Here is a 20696-nt window from a genome sequence, read left to right as displayed (position 1 = left end):
GAAATCGTCCGGTTTTCGGGCGCAGTGCCCCCGGGGTGGAATTTCCGGGGCGGCCGCCGGTTATTTCAGGATGGCCGGTTCAGGGCCATTTCAGGTCAGCCATTCCAGGTCGGCCATTCCAGGATGGCTATGCCAGGACGGCCGACAGGGTCTTTCCGATGAATGCGGCCGGCGCCGGTTCGAGCATCGAGTCGTGGTCGCTGTCGACCGGGTGCCGGAGGATGCGGCCGGTCACGTGCTCCCGCCAGGACTCCGCGTCCGGGTGACCGGGGGCGAGGCCGCGGGTGGCCGTGAACAGGAGCAGGTCGCCCCGGTAGCGGCCGGGCCGGTGGGCGTCGCCCAGCAGGCTGTGGGTGCGGATCACCCCGAGCAGCCTGACCAGCTCGGTCTCGTCCAGTTCCGCGAGCGCGTTGCCGGCCTCGGCGAGGCGTTCGCGGGCGGTGGCGAGGTCGACCGGGCCGTCGCCGGGGAGGCCGGCCCGTTCGAGCAGTTCGGTCAGGACGGCCGCGTCGTCCGGCGCGTCCTCGGCGGGCGAGCCGCTGCCGGGGTAGCCGTCCAGGTCGGCGAGCAGTTCGACCTGTTCGCCGCGGGCCTGCAGCTGGACGGCGATCTCGTGGGCGACAACCCCCCCGAACGACCAGCCGAGAATACGATAAGGCCCCTGCGGCTGGATTTCCAGCATTTCGCCGAGATATTTTCCGGCGATTTCCCGGACGGACTCCGGGGCCTTTTCCGAGGAGCGTACCCCGGCCGCCTGGAAAGCGTACACGGGAATGTCCGCGTCAATTTCCGCGGCGAGGGCCAGGAACGGCCAGCCGAGTCCGACGGCGCCGTGCACGCAGAACAGCGGCCGGCCGGTGCCGGTCGGGCGGACGGCCAGGACGGGCGCGAACGGGTCCTCGGGCACACCGGTGCCGTCGACCGTGCCGGCCACCAGGGCCAGCCCGGCCACGGTGCGGTGCGCGAAGACGTCGGCGGGGGTGAGCGACAGCCCGGCCGCGCGGGCCCGGGTGACCAGCTGGATGGACTTCAGGCTGTCGCCGCCCAGCTCGAAGAAGCCGTCCTCGGCCCCGACCCCGTCCAGGCCGAGCACCTCGGCGAACACCCGGCCGAGCGCGAGTTCCACCGGTCCGCTGGGGGCGCGGCCGTCCGAACGGACCACCGCCCGGTCGCCGGCCCCGGGTGCGGGCAGCGCCTTGCGGTCCACCTTGCCGTTCGGGGTGAGCGGCAGCGCGTCCAGCGGCACGTAGCCGGCCGGGAGCATGTAATCCGGCAGCACGGCCGCCAAGTGGGCGCGCAGTTCGGCCGGTTCGGGCCGTTCGGAGCCGGCGGGCACCAGGTAGGCGACCAGCCGGCGTTCGCCGGGCGAGTCCTCCCGGTCGATCACCGCAGCCTGTCCGACCAGCGGATGGTCGGTCAACACGGCCTCGATCTCACCGAGTTCGATCCGGAAGCCGCGGATCTTCACCTGGTGGTCCACCCGGCCGAGGTAGTCGACCGAGCCGTCCGGCCGCCAGCGGGCGAGGTCCCCGGTGCGGTACGTCCGGGAGCCGGGCGGCCCGTACGGGTCGGCGGTGAAGCGTTCGGCGGTCAGCCCGGGGCGGTCGAGGTAGCCCCGGGCCAGGCCGGCGCCGGACAGGTACAGCTCGCCGACCACCCCGGGGGGCACCGGGCGCAGCGCGGCATCCAGCAGCCGGACCTGGTTGCCGGCCAGCGGCCGGCCGATCGGCGGGGTGCCGTCCTGGCCGGGCAGGACGTCCGCGGCCAGCGACCAGATGGTGGCCTCGGTCGGCCCGTACAGGTTGCCGACCCTCGCGGCGGCGCCGGTCAGCGCCGCGGCCAGGGCCGGGGGCAGCGCCTCGCCGCCGGTCAGGACGTGCAGCCCGACCAGCGACTCCGGCCTGGTGGTGACCAGGGTGTGCCACAGCGTCGGGGTGGCCTGGAGGACGTCCGGCCGGCTGCTGCCGATCAGTCCGGCGAGCAGCTCCGGGTCGCGGACCGTCTCCAGGGGGGCGACCACCAGCCGGGCGCCGCCGAGCAGCGGGGCCAGCAGCTCCAGGTTGGCGATGTCGAAACCGAAGGTGGTGACGGCCAGCAGGGTGCGCCCGGCGGTGAGGTCGAGCCGGCCCGCCAGGTCCAGCAGGTGGTTGACCAGCGCACCGCGCGGCACCACGACGCCCTTGGGGCGGCCGGTTGAGCCCGACGTGTAGATGACGTACGCGGCGTGCTCGGGCCGTACCGGCGCGGCCAGTTCGGCCGGGCTCAGGTGGTGCGCCGGCTGGCCGTCGACGAGGGCGCGGGTCGCCGGGTCGTCGAGCGGCAGGAGCGGGCCGGCGTCCAGGCCTGGGACGGCGGCGGCCACCTCGGCCGTGGTGACGGTCAGCACCGGCCGGGCGTCCTTGACCATCCCGGCGATCCGGTCGGCCGGGTAGGACGGGTCGATCGGCAGGTAGGCGGCGCCGCTCTTGATCACCGCGAGTGCGCCGACCACCAGATCGACCGAGCGCGGCAGGGCGATCGCCACCAGCCGGTCCGGCGCCGCGCCCTGGGCGACCAGGGTGCGGGCGAGCCGGTTGGCCCGCCGGTGCAGTTCGGCGAAGTCGAGCCGCCGGTCGGCGCATTCGAGTGCGACCGCGGCCGGGTCGGCGTCCGCCGCGGCCTCCAGCAGTTCGGCCAGCGTCCGCTCGCTGGTCAGGGCGTCGGCGCCGGTCCCGATGGTCAGCAGTTCCTCCTGCTCGCCGGGCAGCAGCACCGGTGCGGCACCGATCGGCCGGTCCGGCTGGTCGACCAGGGCGCCCAGCAGGTGCACCAGCCGGTCGGCGAGGCGCTGGGCGCCGGCCGCGCTGAACAGGTCGGTGCTGTACTCCAGTCGGCCGTCCAGCCCGCCGGGGCCGTCCGGCCCGGGGAGTTCGGCGAGTTCGAAGCAGAGGTCGAGCCGGGCCACGCCCAGCTCGGCCGCGCCCGCCTCGGCGGTGATGCCGGGCAGCTCCAGCCGGGCGGCGGCGTTGTTGTGCAGCGCCAGCAGGGTCTGGAACAGCGGGTTGCGGGCCGGGGCGCGCTCGGGGCCGAGGGCGTCGACCAGCTTCTCGAACGGCAGGTCCTGGTGGGCGTAGGCGGCCAGGTCGGTGGCCTTGACCCGGTCCAGCAGTTCGCGGAAGGTCGGGGCGCCGGACAGGTCGGTGCGCAGCACCAGGGTGTTGACGAACATCCCGACCAGGTCGTCCAGGGCGTCGTCGGTGCGGCCGGCGATCGGGGTGCCGAGCGGGATGTCCTCGCCCGCGCCGAGCCGGCCGTACAGGGTGGCCAGGGCGGCCTGGAGCACCATGAACAGGCTGGCCCCGCTCTGCCGGGCCAGCGCGACCGCCCGCCGGTGGAGTCCGGCCGGGACGGCGAAGCGCACGCTCGCGCCGCGGTAGCCGGTGGTGGCCCGGCGGGCGGTCTCCACCGGGAGCTGGAGCTCGTCGGGGATTCCGGCCAACTGCTCCTTCCAGTAGGCGGTCTGGCGGGCGATGAGGGACTCCTGGTCGCCCTCCTCGCCGAGCAGTTCGCGCTGCCAGAGCGCGTAGTCGGCGTACTGCACCGGCAGCGGCGTCCAGGCGGGCGCGCGGTCGGCCAGCCGGGCGGCGTAGGCGGTGGAGAGGTCGCGGGCGAGCGGGCCGTTGGACCAGCCGTCGCCGGCGATGTGGTGGATCACCACGACCAGCAGGTGGTCCTCGGGGCCGGCCGCGAGCAGGGTGGCGCGGATCGGCGGCCGGTTCGCCAGGTCGAAGCTGCCGGTGGCGAACTCCGCGGCGGCCCGGTCCAGTTCGCTCTCGGCCAGTTCGCGGACGGGCAGCTCGACGGCGGCCTCGCCGACCGACAGGACGCGCTGGTACGGCAGCCCGTCGCGGTCCGGGAAGACGGTGCGCAGGCTCTCGTGCCGCTCGACGACGTCGGTGAGCGCGGCGGTCAGCGCGGCGCGGTCCAGCGGTCCGCGCAGCCGCAGCGTCCAGGGCAGGTTGTAGGTGGCGGAGGGGCCCTCCAGCCGGTCCAGGAACCAGAGCCGCTGCTGGGCGTACGACAGCGGCAGCAGCTCCGGGCGCTCCCCGGCGGTCAGCGCGGGGCGGACGGCGTCCTGGGTGAGCCGGCCGGCCAGCGCGGCCACCGTGGGGGCCTCGAACAGGGTGCGGATCGCCAGTTCGGCGCCGAGCAGCGTGCGCACCCGGCTGACCAGCCGGGTGGCGAGCAGCGAGTGGCCGCCGAGCTGGAAGAAGTCCTCGTCGATGCCGACCCCGGGCAGGTCGAGCACCTCGGCGAAGGCGGTGCACAGCACCTCCTCCTGGGGGGTGCGCGGGCCGCGGCCGGTCGAGGCGGCCAGGTCGGCCTCGGGCAGTGCCTTGCGGTCCACCTTGCCGTTGGGGGTCAGCGGCAGGGCGTCCAGCACCACCAGGGCCGAGGGCACCATGTACTCGGGCAGGATCGCGGCGGCCGCCGCCCGGCCCCAGGCCGGGTCGAGGTCGCCGGTGACGTAGCCGACCAGCCGGGCGTCGCCGGCCCCGCCGCGGCGGACCACCACCACGGCGTCGCCGATCCGGTCGATCGAGCGCAGCGCGGCCTCGACCTCGCCGGGCTCGATCCGGTGGCCGCGGATCTTGACCTGGTGGTCGACCCGCTCCAGGAACTCCAGCTGGCCGTCCGGCCGCCGGATCACCCGGTCGCCGGTGCGGTACATCCGGGCGCCGGGCAGCGGGCTGAACGGGTCGGCGACGAACACCGCGGCGGTGCGGCCGGGCTGGTCCAGGTAGCCGCGGCCGACGCCGCGCCCGCCCACGTACAGCTCGCCGGGGACGCCGTCCGGGACGGGGCGCAGCGCGTCGTCCAGGACGTACAGGCCGGTGCCGCGCACCGCCCGGCCGATCGGGGCCCGGACGGAGTCCAGCTCGGCCGGGGAGCCGATCACGGCGTGGGTGACGTCGTCCGAGCACTCGGTCGGCCCGTACGCGTTGACCAGCGGGATCGCCGGGTAGCGGGCGAACCAGCGGTGCGCCAGGTCGGCGGGCAGTGCCTCGCCGGTGACGACCAGCTTGCGCAGCCCGTCCAGGACGGGCTGCCGGGCGCCGTCGTCCCAGCTGTCCAGGGCGGCCCGCAGCAGCGAGGGGACGACCTCCAGCACGGTGACGCCCTCGGGGGCGACCAGGCCGAACAACGCCTGGGGGTCGGCGGCGAGTTCGCGGCCGGTGACCCGCAGCCGCCCGCCGACGACCAGCGCGGAGAGCATCTGCCAGACCGAGATGTCGAACGTGACCGGGGCGTTGTGGACCAGCACGGTGTGCTCGTCCAGTTCGAGGTCGTCGATCTTGGCGAACAGGTGGTTGACCATGCCCGCCCGGTGCACCATGGCGCCCTTGGGGCGGCCGGTGGAGCCCGAGGTGAAGATGACGTACGCCAGGTCGTCGCCGGTGCCGCGCGGGGCGGGCAGCCGCTTGGCGGTATCCGTGCCCAGCTCCAGCACCGGGACGTCCAGTCCGGCCTCGGCCAGCAGTTCGGCGGCCATGGCGCGCTCGCCGGGGCCGACCAGCAGGGCGCTGATGCGCGCCTCGCCGGCCAGGACGGCGCCGCGCTTGACCGGTGCGGCGACGTCCAGCGGCAGCCAGGCGGCGCCGGCGCCGAGCACGCCGAGCACGGCGGTGACGAAGCCGCAACCGGGCTGGGCCAGCACCCCGACCGGTCCGGTCCCGGCGCCGGCGGCGACCAGCGCCCGGGAGAGGGCGCCGGCCCGGCCGGCCAGCTCGCGGTAGTCGAGCCGCTCGGTGCCGTCGGAGACGGCGATCGCGGCCGGGGTGGTGCGGGCGAACTCCTGGACCCGTGCCACCACGTCCGTCCACGGGTCGGTCTCGGCCGGCTCGGGGGCGGGGACGGCCAGCCGGGTGCTCTCGCCGGGCAGCAGGAGGTCCAGCCGCCCGAGCGGGCGGTCCGGCTCGGCCTGGGCGGTGCGCAGCACGTGCAGCAGCCGCTCGGCGACGACGGCGGCCTCGGCCGGGGTGAACCGGGCGGTGTCGTAGCCGATCTGGAGCCGCAGCCGCTCGCCGGGCAGGGCCATCAGGCTGAGCGGGTAGTGGTTGGCGTCGCCGGCCCGCAGGCCGGTCAGCCGCAGCCCGGCGACCTCGCCGGCCAGCGCCTCGGGGTCGAGCGGGTAGTTCTCGAAGACCAGCACGCTGTCGAAGAGGTCGCCGACCCCGGCGAGGCGCTGGATGGTGTTGAGGCCGAGGTGCTGGTGCGGGAGCAGCAGGGACTGGCGGTCCTGGAGGGCGGACAGCAGGTCGGTGAAGCTCTGCGCCGGGTCCAGGTCGACCCGGACCGGCAGGGTGTTGATGAACAGCCCGACCATGCCCTCGACGCCGGGCAGCTCCGGCGGGCGGCCGGAGACGGTGCCGCCGAAGACGATGTCGCGCAGTCCGGTCAGGGTGCCCAGGACGGTCGCCCAGGCGCCCTGCACCACGGTGTTGACGGTCAGGCCGCGGCTGCGGGCCCAGCCGGTGAGGGCGGCGAACTCCTGCGCGTCCAGCTCCACGGCGTGCTCGCCCGGCATGCCCCTCGGTGCTTCCGGGGCGCCGGCCGCGCCGGACAGCCGGGTGGGCTCGGTGAAGCCCTCCAGCGCGGCCGTCCAGGCCGCCTCGGCCGCCGCGCGGTCCTGCCTGGCCAGGTGGGCCAGGTAGGACTTGTACGGGGCGGGGCGGGGCAGCGAGACGCCGCCGTCGGCGTAGCAGGCGAACAGTTCGCGCACCACGATGGGCATGGACCAGCCGTCGAAGACGATCTGGTGGGAGGTCAGCACCAGCCGGTGCTGCCGGTCGGCCAGCCGCAACAGGCTGAAGCGCAGCAGCGGCGGGCGGGCCAGGTCGAAGGGGCGCAGCCGGTCGCGCCGGCAGAGCTCCTCGCTCTCGGTCTCCCGGGCGTCGGCGGGGAGGGCCCGCAGGTCGGCCTCCCGCCAGTCCAGCGGGACCTCGCGCGGCACGATCTGCACCGGGTCGCCGTTCTTGCGGTAGCGGAAGGCCGCCCGCAGGTTGGGGTGGCGCTCCAGCAGGGCGCCGACCGCGCCGCGCAGCCGCGCCGGGTCCAGCTCGCCGGCCAGGTCCAGCACCAACTGCACGGTGTAGACGTCGAGTTCCTCGCGGTGGTACTGCGCGTGGAACATCAGTCCTTCCTGCAGCGGTGCGACCGGCAGGATGTCGCTCAGATTGGAGCTCCGCGCGGGTCGTCGCCCGGTGCGGGGCTCGGCCGAGGCCGTGGTCACAGCTCGTCCCCCCAGTCGTCCATCTCGTCCTCGAATTCGTCGATCTCGTCCTGGCTGAGTGCCACCAGGTCGAGGTCGGACGGCGTCCAGCCGCCGGCGCCCGGCTCCCGGGTGTGCCGCACCAGGGCCCGCAGGGCGGCGAACCAGCCCTCGGCGAGGTCCTCGGCGTCGGTCTGCGCCATGGCCTGGCCGGCCCAGGTCCAGCGGGCGCTGAGCCGGGGTCCGTCGGGGCCGTCCTCGGTCACCGCGTTGACGTCCAGGACGTGCGGCAGCGGCATCCCCGGGTCGGCCCCGGCGGCCAGGGCGGCGGACTGCCCGGTCAGCGACCAGTCCTCGCCGGTGGGCGCGGGCAGCCGGCCCAGGTAGTTGAAGCCGAGCTGCGGCCGGGCGGTGCCGGACAGCTCCTCGGTGCTCCCGCCGTCCGAGCCGTGCCCGTCCAAATACCGCAGCAGGCCCCAGCCGAGCCCGTGCGCGGGCACCATCCGCAGGTGCTCCTTGACCAGCTTGAGGCTGTGCCCGGCGGCGGGACCGCCGGCCAGTGCCTCCGCGAGGTCCACCGCGCCCGGGTCCAGCCGCAGCGGGTAGGCGGTGGTGAACCAGCCGACCGTGCGGGAGAGGTCCACGCCGGGGGCGAACTCCTCGCGCCCGTGGCCCTCCAGCTCGACCGGGACCGGCCCCTCCGGCCGCCCGGTGCGGCGCCGCCAGTCGGCGACGGCGAGCGCCAGGGCGGTCAGCAGCACGTCGTTCACCTCGGCGTGGAACGCCCCGGTGACCTCGGTGAGCAGCGCCGCCGTGGTGTCGGCGTCCAGGACCAGGTGCAGCGTCCGGGCGGTGGCGAAGGTGTCCACCGCCGGGTCGGCGGCCCGGTGCCCCAGCGGGGCCTCGGCCGCGGCCGACTCGGCGCGCCACCAGTCGAGTTGGGCGCGCGTCCCGGGCTCGGCCGCGGTGCGCTCCAGCAGTCCGGACCAGTGCCGCAGCGAGGTGCCGACCGGTTGCAGCCGCACCTGCTCGCCCGCCCGGACGGCGCCGTGGGCGCGGGCCAGGTCGGGCAGCAGCACCCGCCAGGACACCCCGTCCACCACCAGGTGGTGCAGGGTGAGCAGCAGTTCCCCGGCGCCCCGGTGCCAGAGCGCCTGGACCATCACGCCCTCCCACGGCACCAGCCGCTGCCGGGCCGCGACCGCCTCGGCCGGCCAGTCGGGCGCCGGGCCGTCGATGACCCGCAGCAGGGCGGCGGCGTCCACCGTGCCGGCCTCGGTGATCAGCAGCGACCAGTCCGGCAGCAGCCGCATCCGCAGCCCGTCGTGGTGGTCCAGCACGGCCTGCAGGGCGGCGGTCAGCGACTCCCGGGTGGCGTCGGCCGGGGTGCGGACCAGGACGGCCTGGTGGAAGCCGTCCACCGGCCCGCCGAGTTCGCGCAGCCAGTGCCCGATCGGCAGCTGGCCGAGCGGGCCGACGCCGTCGTCCGTGCCGACCGTGACCGGCACCCCCTCGCCCTCGCCGTCACGGGCCACCACGGCCAGCGCCGCCGGGGTCCGGTGGGTGAAGACGTCCTGCGCGGTGACCACCAGCCCGGCCGCGCGGGCCCGGCTGACCAGCTGGATGGAGACGATGCTGTCGCCGCCCAGGTCGAAGAACCCGTCGTCGGCGCCGACCTCGGGCAGTCCGAGCACCTCCGCGAAGACCGCGCAGAACGCGGCCTCCCGGGCGTCGGCGGGGGCCCGGCCGGTGGATGCGGCGGCGTAGTCGGGCGCGGGCAGCGCCCGGCGGTCCAGCTTGCCGTTGCCGGTCAGCGGCAGGGTCTCCAGCGGGACGAACGCGGAGGGCACCAGGTAATCCGGCAGCTCCGCCGCGAGCGCCGCCCGCAGCTCGCCGACCGGCAGGCCGGCCGGGGTCACGTAGGCGACCAGCCGCTTGTCGCCGGGGCGGTCCTCACGGACCACCGCGGCGGCCTGCTCGACGCCCGGCCGGGCGAGCAGCGCGGTCTCGATCTCGCCGAGCTCGATCCGGAAGCCGCGCAGCTTGACCTGCTCGTCGACCCGGCCGACGTAGTCCAGCTGGCCGTCGGCCGTCCAGCGGACCAGGTCCCCGGTGCGGTACATCCGGTCGTTCAGGCCGCCGTACGGGTCGGCGGTGAAGCGCTGGGCGGTGAGCTCCGGCCGGTGCAGGTAGCCGAGGGCCACCCCGGCACCGGCCACGTACAGCTCGCCGATCACGCCCGGCGGGACCGGCCGCAGCGCCTCGTCCAGCACGTACACCCGGGCGCCGGCCAACGGTCGGCCGATCGGCGGCTTGACCGCTCCGGCCAGTGGTTCGCTGACGGTGGCGCAGACCGTGGTCTCGGTCGGGCCGTACGCGTTGAGCATCCGCCGGCCCGCGGACCACCGCTCGACCAGCTCGGGCGGGCAGGCCTCGCCGGCCGTGATGAGGGTCAGCCCATCGGGCATCGGCAGCCCGACCGGCCAGGCGGCGAGCACCGTCGGCGGCAGGCAGACCACCTCGACACCGGCCTCGGCGACCAGCTGGGCGAGCGGCTCGCCGGGTGCCCGGTCGGCCTCGGCGGCCAGCACCAGGACGGCGCCGTTGAGCAGCGCGGTGAGCAGCTCCCAGGCGGCGGCGTCGAAGCTGAACGAGGCGAACTGCAGCAGCCGGGTGCCCTCGCCGACGCCGAACCGGTCGTGTTCGGCGGCCAGCGCGGCCACCGCCCGGTGCGGCACCAGCACGCCCTTGGGACGGCCGGTGGAGCCGGAGGTGTAGATCACGTACGCCGGGTGGTCGGGCCCCAGCGGGGTGGTCCGCTCGGCGTCCTGCGGGTCGTGCCCGGGGGCGTCGGCGATCGCGGCGGTGGTCGCCGGGTCGTCCAGCAGCAGCACCGGCGCGGCGGGCTGCTCGGGCAGCCGCCCGGCCACCGAGCCGTGGCTGAGCACCGCGAGCGGACCGGAGTCCGCCAGCAGGTAGGCGATCCGCTCGCGCGGGTACGCCGGGTCGACGGGCAGGTAGGCCGCGCCGGTCTTGAGGACCGCGAGCACCGCGACGACCGCGTCGACCGTGCGCGGCAGCGCCAGGGCGACGATCCGTCCGGGGCCCGCGCCCAGGGCGATCAGGTGGTGGGCGAGCCGGTTGGCGCGCTCGTTCAGCTCGCCGTAGCCGAGCTCGGTGCGCACCGCGCCGTCCTCGAACCAGCGCAGCGCGGGCCGCTCGGGCGCGCGCCGGGCCTGGGCCTGGAACAGCTCCGGCAGCCGGACCGCGCCGACGGTGGTCGGCGTGGCGGCCCCGCTCCAGGAGCCGAGCAGCCGCTCGCGCTCCTCGGGCAGCAGGGCGTCCAGGCCGCTGAGCGGCCGGTCGGGCTCGCCGGTCAGCAGCCGCAGCAGGTGCGCCAGGCGGTCCGCCAGGCCCTGCGCGGTCCGCTCGGTGAACAGGTCGGTGCTGTACTCCAGGGTGCCGGTGAGGCCGTCCGGCTCGCCCGACGCGCCGTACTGCTCGACGAGTTCGAAGGCCAGGTCGAACTTGGCGGTGCCGTTGCCGACCGGGCTCACCTCGGCGGTGATCCCGGGCAGCTCGGGGCGGGCCCCGGCGTTGTTCTGGAAGGCCAGCATCACCTGGAAGAGCGGCTGGCGGGCCAGCGAGCGGCCGGCGCCGAGCCGGTCGACCAGCCTCTCGAACGGCACGTCCTGGTGGGCCAGGGCGGCGAGCACGGTCTCCCGGGCCCGGCCGACCAGGGTGCGGAAGGTCGGGTCGCCGCCCAGGTCGGTGCGGAGCACCAGGGTGTTGACGAAGAAGCCGACCAGGTCGTCCAGGGCGTCGTCGGTGCGGCCGGCGACCGGGGTGCCGAGCGGGATGTCGGTGCCGGCGCCGAGCTTGCCGAGCAGGACGGCCAGCGCCGCCTGCACCACCATGAACGGGCTGGCGCCGGACTCGCGGGCCAGCTCGGTCAGGGCGCGGTGCGCCGCGGCGTCCAGCCGCAGCGGCACGGTGGCGCCCCGGTAGCTGGGCACCGCCGGGCGGGGGAAGTCGACGGGCAGCGCCAGCTCTTCCGGCAGGTCGGCCAACTGACCCGCCCAGTAGTTCAGCTGACGGCTCATCAGGCTGTTCGGGTCGTCCGGCTCGCCGAGCAGACGGCGCTGCCAGAGCGTGTAGTCGGCGTACTGGACAGGCAGTTCGGCCCACTCCGGGGCGCCGCCGGCCAGCCGGGCCCGGTAGGCGGCCTGGAGGTCTCCGACCAGCGGGCGCACCGACCAGCCGTCGGCCGCGATGTGGTGCTGCACCAGCAGCAGCACGTGCTCCTCGACGCCGGTCTCGAACAGCACCGCGCGCAGCGGCGGTTCGGCGGCCAGGTCGAAGGGCGCGCCGGCCCGGGCGGCCAGCTCGGCGTCCAGCTCCTCGGCCGGACGGCCTGCGAACGGCACCACCGGCAGCTCGGGGCCGGCCTCGCCGACCGGGAGCACCCGCTGGTGCGGGCGGCCGTCCTCGGCGGGGAAGACGGTGCGCAGGCTCTCGTGCCGGGCCACCACGTCGGCCAGCGCCTCGGCGAGGGCCGCCCGCTCCAGCGGGCCGGTCAGCCGGACCGCGTGCGAGAGGTGGTAGGTGGCACCGGCGGCGTCCAACTGGGAGAGGAACCAGAGCCGTTGCTGCCCCGGGGAGAGCGGGACCAGCTCCGGCCGGGGGCCGGCCACCAGCTTCTCCCGCGCCGCCTCGGCACCGTCCAGGGCGAGGGCCAGGGCGTACGGGGTGGGCGCCTCGAACAGCGTCCGGATCGGCAGCTCGACACCGAGCCGCGCGCGCAGCCCGGTGACCACCCGGCCGGCCAGCAGCGAGTGCCCGCCGAGCTGGAAGAAGTCCTCGTCGGCGCCGACCTCGTCCAGCTCCAGGACCTCGGCGAACAGCGCGCACAGCAGCGCCTCGCGCTCGGTGGCCGGGGCCCGCCGCTCGCGGCGCAGCGCACTGAAGTCCGGCAGCGGCAGGGCCTTGCGGTCCACCTTGCCGTTGGGGGTCAGCGGCAGCGCGGCCAGCGGCACCAGCACGGCCGGGACCATGTAGTCGGGCAGCGTGCGGCCCAGTTCGGCGCGCACCCCGGCCGGGTCGGCGCCGCCGGTCAGGTGGGCGACCAGCCGGGCGCCGCCGGAGGGGTCCCGGGCTACGGTGACCACCGCGTCGGCCACGCCGGGCACGGCGCGCAGCGCGGCCTCGACCTCGCCGGGCTCGATCCGGTGGCCGCGGATCTTGACCTGGTGGTCGACCCGCTCCAGGAACTCCAGCTGGCCGTCGGTCCGGTGCACCACCCGGTCGCCGGTGCGGTACATCCGGGCGCCGGGCGCCGCCGCGTACGGGTCGGCCACGAAGGCGCCGGCGGTGCGCCGCGGGTCGTTCAGGTAGCCGCGGCCGACGCCGCGCCCGCCCACGTACAGCTCGCCGGGCTGGCCGGCCGGGACGGGCTGCAGCGAGTCGCCGAGCACGTAGAGCCGGGTGTCGCGGACCGGGCGGCCGATCGGGGCGCGCACCGAGTCCAGCTCGGCCGGGGAGCCGATCACGGCGTGGGCGACGTCGTCCGAGCACTCGGTCGGGCCGAAGGCGTTGACCAGCGGGATGCCGGGGCGCAGTGCGAACCAGCGCCGGGCCAGGTCGGCGGGCATCGCCTCGCCGGTGACCACCAGCCGTCGCAGCGCGGCGAGTCCGGGCAGCGCGGCGCCGGCCTCCCAGGCGTCCAGGGCGGCGCGCAGCAGCGAGGGGACGACCTCCAGCACGGTGACGCCCTCGGCGTCGGCGAGCGCGAACAGCGCGCCCGGGTCGGCGGCGAGCTCGCGGGAGACCACCCGCAGCCGGCCGCCCGCGACCAGCGGGCTGAGCATCTGCCAGACCGAGATGTCGAAGGTGACCGGGGCGTTGTGCACCACGGTGTCGGCCTCGGACAGCTCCAGGTCGGCGTGCTTGGCGAGCAGGTGGTTGACCATGCCGTCGCGGTGCACCATGGCGCCCTTGGGGCGGCCGGTGGAGCCCGAGGTGTAGATGACGTAGGCCAGTTCGGCGGGGCCGCCGGCGGGCGCCAGCAGCTGCTCGTCGCGGGCGTCGTCGAGGGTGAGGACGGCGGGGCGGTCCGGCAGGGCGCCGAGCAGGGTGTCGACGTACGGCCGCTGGTCCGCGCCGTGCAGCAGGACGGCGGCGCCGGCGGCCTCCACCAGGGCGGCGCCGCGGGCGGCCGGGGCGTGGACGTCCAGCGGCAGCCAGGCGGCGCCGGCGCCGAGCACCCCGAGGACGGCGGTCACGAAGCCGGTGCCGGGGGCGGCGGCGATCGCCACCAGCCGGTCCGGTCCGGCGCCGGCGTCGAGCAGTCGGCGGGAGAGGGCGCTGGCCCGGGCAACCAGCGCGGCGTAGTCGAGCCGGCCGCCGTCGTCCTGGACGGCGACGGCCCGGGGCTGCGCCAGGGCGAGGGCGCGGATCCGGGGAAGCACGTCGGTGAAGACCTCCGGCTGCTCCCCGTAGCTGTTCCACTCGACCAGGACGCGTTCGCGCTCGGCGTCGGGCAGCGCGGTGATCCGGCCGACCGGCAGCTCGGTGGAGACGGTGGCGAACTCGGCGAGGTAGCCGAGCAGGGCGTCGCGGAAGAGGTCCAGCCGCTCCTGGGGGTAGCGGTCGGCGTCGCCGTCGACCCGCAGTTCGCAGCCTTCCGTGCCGTTGTCCAGGAAGAGGATCTGGAGGTCCGGGACGGGGCCGGTGGACAGGTTGCGGACCTCGGCACGGCAGTCGCCGAGGGCGAACTCGCCGCCGGTCTGCAGCACGTTGACGGTCGGGCCGAAGGTGCGGCCGGCGTCGCCGGTGAGTCCGAGCTCGCGGCGGATGGCGTCGTGCCGGTGGCGCTGGTGGCGCAGCGTGCCGCGCAGAGCGGCGGCGACCTGGGTGAGCAGGCCGTCGCGGCCGAGCGCGGGGTGCGCGGAGAGCGGCAGCGGCAGGAAGTTGGCGCGCATGCCGGGCACGGACTGGGCGAGCGGGGTGGTCCGGGCGGCGACCGGCAGGGTCAGCACGACCCGGTCGGTGCCGCAGAGCTGGGCCAGGCAGCCGGCGGTGGCGCCGATCAGCAGGGTCTGCCAGGTGACCCGCTCGGCCCAGGCGGCGTCCTGCAGCCTGGTGACGGTCTCGGACGGGATCAGGCCGCTGCTGCGCAGGGTGGTCCGGGCGGGCGTGCCGAGGTGGCCGGAGAGCACGGTGGGCTCGATGCCGTCGGCCAGCCGCTCGGCCCAGTAGGCGCGGTCGCGCTCGTGGGTGGCGGAGGCGAGGTAGTCGCGCTCCTCGGCGAGCAGTTCGGCCAGGGTCGGGTCGGTGGCGGGCTCGGCGTCGGGCAGGTCGTACTCGGCGGCGAGCCGGCGGTAGACCAGGGTGCGGCTGAAACCGTCCAGCAGGATGTGGTTGGCCTTGACGTACAGCCAGGCCTGTTCGGGGCCGATCAGCAGCAGGGTGGCCGCCAGGGAGTCGGGGCCGAGGCTGGACGGGAGCTGCCGGTCGGCCTCCAGAAACGTTTCAGCGGCGGCCCGCGGGTCGGACTCACCGGTCAGGTCGAGCACCGGGAGGGGGCGCTCGCGGGGCGGCTCGACGATCTGCACCGGTCGGCCGTCGCGCTCGGCGAAGCGCACCCGCAGGCACTCGGTGCGGTCCTGCACCCGCTGCCAGGCGGCCCGAAGCCGGTCGTGGTCCAGCGGGCCGGTCAACTCCAGGCAGTCCGCCATGGTGAACACCGGGTTGCCCGGGTCCAGCTGCTGGGCGAACCACATCTCGCGCTGGGCATCGGACAGCGGCAGCTCTTCGGGATGCACTGCTTCAAAAGGACGCGCGAGGTGACGCATCGTCATCTTACCCCCGTGGCAATGGCGTTGGGCGGCGCCAGGCGTTCGATCGCATTCAGTGCGTCGGCGCCGTAGATGTCGCGCACCCACGCGCTCTGGTAAATGGTGTCGAGGTAGCGGTCACCCAGGTCGGGCGAGACGGCGACGGCGACGACGTCGTCCCGGCCGGCCCGGTGCTCCGCCAGCCAGGCGGCCGCTCCGCTGACCACCGTGCCGGTGGAACCGCCGAACAGGAAGCCGCCGCGGGCGAGCCGGTGACAGGTGCGGACGGTGTCGATCTCGGGCACGTGCACCACGTCGTCGACGAAGTTCTCGTCGAGCAGGGCCGGCCGGACGCCGGCGCCGAGCCCGGGGAGCATCCGCGGCCCGGACTCACCGCCGAAGGTGACGGAGCCGACGCTGTCCACCGCGACTATCCGGGTGGACGGCCGGTGCTCCCTGAAGTAGCGGGCGCAGCCCATCAGCGTGCCGGTGGTGCCGGCGCCGATGAACAACAGTTCCAGGTCCGGGAATTGACTTAGGATCGCCGGAGCCGTGGTGCGGTAGTGGGCCCGCCAGTTGTCCGGGTTGGCGTGCTGGTTCAGCCAGACGTAGCGGGGCGAGGAGGCGCACAGCTCACGGACGTAGTCGAGCCGGGCGCCCAGGAACCCGGTCTCCGGCGAGGGCTCGGTGATCATGTGCACCTTGCCGCCGAGTGTTTCGATGAGCTGACGGGTGGACAGATTGGTACGTGGGTCGACGACGCAGATGAACTGGTAGCCCCGGACTGAGGCGATCATGCTCAGCGCCATCCCGAGGTTCCCCGAGGAGGACTCCACCAGGATGGAGTCGCGGTTCAGCCGTCCGTCCCGCTCGGCGGCGTCGACCATGCTGAGGGCCGCCTTGAGCTTCACGGAGCCGGCGAAGTTGAAGCCCTCGCACTTGAGGTACAGCGGGTAGTCGAACATCGCCCGCAGGTCGACGAAGAGTTCGTCCTCGTTGAACTCCTGCGGCGTTCTGATGATGGGCATCGCCCGTCCCCCTTCGCAGTGGAGTGAGTGACGGGACGTCAGTCCCAGATGATGTCGTCGCCCTGCACGGAAACGGTGCCCGTGGTGGCCTGGACGGCGGCGGTGCGGGCGGCGACAACGGTGCTGCTGCTCATGATGAACCCCCGGAGACGATGGAGCCGCGGGCCGTGGAATCGGCGGCGGCGGAACGGCTGGAACGGATGAGCGCTCGGCCGGGCTCGGCTCCCGCGCTGAATCACCGGGCGAACCCGGAATCCCGAATCGCGGGAAGGGGCTTCCGGCCCCCTTCGCGTCGAGTGGTGGGAGGTCAGTCCCAGATGATGTCGTCGGCGTGCGCGGAAGCGGCGCCCTTGGCGACCGGGCCGTCCCAGATGATGTCGTCGCCGTGCACCGAACCGGTCGTCATGCGAGCCGGGGTGCCCTTGGCGACCGGGCCGTCCCAGATGATGTCGTCGCCGTGCACCGAACCGGCGCCCTTGGCGGCCGGGGCGGTCGCCGTGGTGGCGGCGCCGGCGACCGGCGCGGTGAGGGCGACGCCGGCGACCAACAGGCCGAGGACGGCGGCGGTGCGGGCGGCGACAACGGTGATGCTGCTCATGATGAACCCCCGGTGACAATGGTGCCGCGGGCCGTTAAATCGGCGGCGGCGAGACAGGCCATACGGATGAGTGCTGTGCCTGGTTCAAATTCCCGCGGTGAATGATCGCGCGGGCCCGGCTCTCGAATCCCCCCGGAAGGGGGTTCCGGCCCCCTTCGGCATGACCAAGTCTGTCTCGCACACACGTTCCGTGCCACAGTTCTCCACTGTCAGGGTCCTGCCCTGGCAGCACCCTGCACAGCGGCCGACCCCGGGGTCACTCCTCCAACAACGGCAGCCTGTCGTCGCTGAATTCGGCCGCCAGCCGCCATCCGCGCAGTTCAGGTGCATCGCGCAGGCAGCGGCCGGCGATCCGGTTCGCAGCGGAATCCAGGTTTCCGGATTTAGGTGGGCCGAGAAAGAAGACGAGATCCGCCCCCAGGGGATCGATCTCGACGTAAACGTGCTCCAGTCCGTCGGCCGGTTCGGCGGCCTTACGGAGCAGTTCGACGAGTTTGTCGGGCGTGACCTGTTCCGGCCCGACCATACCCCGAACCAGACGTCCGACAGTGATATACATGTCAAATCCTCTCGTGGGTGGACCCGCTCGAAGTCCGCAGGAAAGCGCCTGAACCCGAAACGGCGGGTGGCTGTGGGCAGGGTGTCGTAGCATGCCCCCGAGATCCGGCAATGACGTGGCGTCATCAGGTTCGAGTTATCGGGGGGGCAGGCGGTGCTGTCAGTGTTAGGACTGGATCCCGACGCCGAGGCCGTGTACCGGACGGTGCTGACGCGTCCGGAGCTCGGCATCGCAGGGGTGGCGCAGGACCTCGACTGGCCCGAACAACGCGTCCGGGACGCCCTGGACGGGCTGGCCCGGCTCACCCTGATCAGGCACTCCGAGCTGGATCCCGGGCACCTGCTCCTGGTGAACCCGGAGGTCAGCCTGGCCATGCTGATCGGCCGACAGGAGGCCGAACTCGCCGAGCGGCAGCGCCAGATCGCGCAGAGCCGGCTGGAGGCCGCCAAGCTCGTCGCCCAGTACGCGGAGAACCGCAAGGGTGAACGCGGCCTGGGCGTGGAGCAGTTGGAGGGCGTCGACCAGATCCGGCTGCGGCTGGAGGAGCTCTCGCACTCCTGCACCAGCGAGATCATGGGCTTCGCGACCGGCGGCGGACAGTCCCCGGCCGCCCGCAGAGCCGGCCAGACCGCCGACCAGGAGGTCTTCGACCGCGGCGTGCAGATGCGCAGCATCTACCTGGAGAGCGCCGCCAACGACGGCGGCACCATCTCCCACCTGGACTGGCTCACCGAGCGGGGCGCCCGGGTGCGGATAGCCCCGTCGCTCCCGATGCGCCTGGTGGTCTTCGACCGCAAGGTGGCCGTCGTCCCCACCGATCCGGACGACACCAGCGTGGGGGCCCTGGTGCTGTCCGGTCCCGGACTGGTCTCCGCGCTCTGCGCGCTGTTCGAGTACGTCTGGGAGAACGCCGCCCCGTACGGGACGGCCTCGGCCAAGGGGGCCGACGGCCTGAACCCGCAGGCGATGGCGGTGCTCAGCCTGCTCGCCCAGGGCCACACCGACGAGGTGGTGGCCCGCAAGCTCGGCGTCTCGGTGCGCACTTCGCGCCGGATCACGGCGGAGCTGATGGCCTGGCTCGGCGGCCGGAGCCGCTTCCAGGCCGGGGTGATCGCCGGCGAGCGCGGTCTGCTGCAGGGCGGCGCGGCGGCGCGCGAGGTCGACTGAGACCCCCGCGCGCCCACGCCGACGGCCGGTCCGGACGGGACGGGTACCGCCCCGCCCGAACCGGCCTGCCCGGTGGAGCGTCAACGCGTCACCGCGGTGCGGTAGACCCTCAGGTTCACCGGGATCAGCACCGCCAGCAGGGCCGCCACCACGATCACCGCGAGCAGTACCGGATGCCGGTCCGGCAGGCTGCCGCCGACCACCGTCGGGGCGTTGCCCCACAGCTCCCGGCAGGCCGCGGCCACCAGGCTGACCGGGTTCCACTCGGCCACCGCACGCAGCCAGGCGGGCAGCCCGGACAGCGGCATGAACGAGTTGGACAGGAACGACAGCACCACCAGGAACAGCGCCGAAATGCCGTTGATCGCCTCGGCGTTGCGCATCAGCATGCCGACCAGTGCGCCCAGCCAGAGCATCGCGTAGGCGAAGGCCAGCACCAGGACGAAGCCCAGCGCGGCCGAGCCGACGTCCTTGTGGATCCGCCAGCCGACCCCGAGGCCGGCCAGGGTGACCGCGAAGGTGGCGGCCGCGGCGGTCAGCAGGTCGGCCGCGGTGTGACTGACCAGGACGGCGGAGCGGCCCATCGGCAGCGAGCGGAAGCGGTCGATCAGCCCGGTGCGCAGATCGGTGGCCACGCCCAGCGCGGCCACGCCGACGCAGGTCAGGCCGACCTGGGCGAACACTCCGGCCATCACGTAGTCGTGGTACTCACCCGAGCCGGTCACCGTCACCACGCTGGCGAACAGGTAGCCGAGCACGACCACCATGGTCACCGGGGTGAGGGTGATCGCGATGATCTTCTCCGGGGTGCGCCGCAGATGCCGCAGGTGGCGGCCGATCAGCGCGGCGGTGTCTCCGAGGGCCGTGCCGAGGCCGGCCGGGGCGCCGATGTCACTCACTGCTGGTCTCCCGTCCGTCCGGCGGCGACGGCCACCGGTTCGCGCTGCTCCGGCCCGTCCGGTCCGTCCTCGTTCTGCTGTCCGGCCTGATCGCCGCGCTCGGGCTGCGGGGCGGCCTGCTCGGGGGCCCGGCCCACCTGGGTACCGCGCCCGGTCAGGTGGAAGAACACGTCGTCCAGCGACGGGCGGCGCAGCGCGAAGTCCGTCACCGGCACGCCCGCCGTCTCCAGGGCGACCGCGGCGGCGGCGATCGTGCCGATGCCGTCGGCCAGTTGGACGGTGATCCGGCGCCCGGTGCGGTCCACCTCGGGCTCGGCGGCGGCCACCGGGGCGAGCACGGCCAGGGCCTGCGGAAGGGCCGCGTCGGTGGCGACGCCCACCTCCAGCCACTCCTCGCCGACCTTGCGCTTGAGCTCGTCCGGAGTGCCCTCGGCGATCACCTGGCCGGTGTCGATCACCAGGATGCGATCGGCCAGGAAGTCGGCCTCCTCCAGGTACTGGGTGGTGAGCAGCACGGTCACCCCCTGGGCGACCTGCTCGCGGACCATCTCCCAGAGCACCAGCCGGCTCGCCGGGTCCAGCCCGGTGGTCGGCTCGTCCAGGAACAGCACCTCGGGCCGGCCGATCAGCGCGGCCGCCAGGTCCAGCCGGCGGCGCATGCCGCCGGAGTAGGTCTGGGCCGGCTTCCCGGCGGCGTCCTCCAGCTCGAACCGGGCGAGCAGCTCGGCCGCCCGCTCGCGGGCGCCCTTGCGGCCCAGGTGCAGCAGCCGGCCCAGGAGTTCGAGGTTCTCGCGGCCGGTGAGCAGCCCGTCCACGGCGGCGTACTGGCCGGCCAGGCCGATCCGCCGGCGCACCTGGCGCTGCTGGCGGACCACGTCGTAGCCGGCCACCTCGGCCCGGCCCTGGTCCGGCTCCAGCAGGGTGGCCAGCAGCCGGACGGTGGTGGTCTTGCCGGCGCCGTTGGGGCCGAGCAGGCCGAGCACGGTACCGGCCGCCACCTCCAGGTCCACGCCCTTCAACGCATGGTGATCGCCGTATCTCTTGCCGAGCCCGGTCGCCCGAATCGCGGTGTCCATCATTCATTCCCCCTTCCACGGAGGTCAGTGGATCGTTCGGAAAGCAGACGCCGGAGCGAATTCCCGGCGTGGGATCACGAAATTCTTCGGAATCGTGCGGGCGTCGGCCCGGTCGGGCAGCGAGGTGTTCGACGACCGGTCGGTCGCGTGCGGCGGCCTGCCGACTTTCCCGAATCATTGGCCCGGCGTCACCCGAATGTGGCCCGCTCGAATGGTTGTCCCTCAACGGGGACCGACCGTAGCACCGGGGAAACGGGCCCGGTAAGGGGCTCCGGCCCGGCT

8 protein-coding genes are annotated in these 20696 nt (G+C 74.6%); 1 reads left to right on the top strand and 7 read right to left on the bottom strand.

What is annotated here, in order from left to right; genetic code table 11:
• Nucleotides 1–127: 127 nt before the first annotated feature.
• The 5 genes from ACZ7BZ_RS04950 to ACZ7BZ_RS04930 form a co-directional block, all read right to left on the bottom strand.
• Nucleotides 128–7273, bottom strand: coding sequence for an amino acid adenylation domain-containing protein (locus tag ACZ7BZ_RS04950; RefSeq protein ID WP_470357131.1), 7146 nt, complete (start codon nucleotides 7271–7273; stop codon nucleotides 128–130).
• The gene (locus tag ACZ7BZ_RS04945; protein WP_470357130.1) at nucleotides 7270–15075 is read right to left on the bottom strand and encodes an amino acid adenylation domain-containing protein; all 7806 of its coding nucleotides are present in this window, start codon (nucleotides 15073–15075) and stop codon (nucleotides 7270–7272) included. Before ACZ7BZ_RS04945 ends, ACZ7BZ_RS04950 begins: the two co-directional genes overlap by 4 nt.
• 32 nt (nucleotides 15076–15107) lie before the next feature.
• Entirely contained in the window at nucleotides 15108–16115 is a 1008-nt protein-coding gene (gene sbnA / locus ACZ7BZ_RS04940; protein WP_470357129.1) for a 2,3-diaminopropionate biosynthesis protein SbnA, read from the bottom strand.
• 307 nt (nucleotides 16116–16422) lie between these two features.
• Nucleotides 16423–16713 (bottom strand): hypothetical protein, encoded by a 291-nt coding sequence (locus ACZ7BZ_RS04935; RefSeq protein WP_470357128.1) that lies wholly within the window; start codon nucleotides 16711–16713, stop codon nucleotides 16423–16425.
• Nucleotides 16714–16969: 256 nt separating this feature from the next.
• Entirely contained in the window at nucleotides 16970–17272 is a 303-nt protein-coding gene (locus ACZ7BZ_RS04930) for a hypothetical protein (protein WP_470357127.1), read from the bottom strand.
• Between the two features lie 153 nt (nucleotides 17273–17425).
• On the opposite strand from ACZ7BZ_RS04930, the gene ACZ7BZ_RS04925 reads away from it, so the two are divergent.
• Nucleotides 17426–18439, top strand: coding sequence for a LuxR family transcriptional regulator (locus tag ACZ7BZ_RS04925; protein WP_470357126.1), 1014 nt, complete (start codon nucleotides 17426–17428; stop codon nucleotides 18437–18439).
• 80 nt (nucleotides 18440–18519) lie between these two features.
• Here the strand turns inward: ACZ7BZ_RS04925 and ACZ7BZ_RS04920 are convergent, their stop codons facing one another.
• Both ACZ7BZ_RS04920 and ACZ7BZ_RS04915 read right to left on the bottom strand, forming a co-directional pair.
• Nucleotides 18520–19338 carry an ABC transporter permease gene (locus tag ACZ7BZ_RS04920; protein WP_470357125.1) on the bottom strand — a complete coding sequence of 273 codons (819 nt, stop codon included), beginning with the start codon at nucleotides 19336–19338 and terminating at the stop codon, nucleotides 18520–18522.
• Nucleotides 19335–20414, bottom strand: coding sequence for an ATP-binding cassette domain-containing protein (locus ACZ7BZ_RS04915; protein ID WP_470357124.1), 1080 nt, complete (start codon nucleotides 20412–20414; stop codon nucleotides 19335–19337). The genes ACZ7BZ_RS04920 and ACZ7BZ_RS04915 overlap by 4 nt, the downstream gene beginning before the upstream one ends.
• Between the last annotated feature and the right edge of the window lie 282 nt (nucleotides 20415–20696).

It is taken from the genome of Kitasatospora sp. NPDC036934 (genome assembly GCF_055608425.1).
This window is presented reverse-complemented; position numbering and strand designations above follow the sequence as displayed.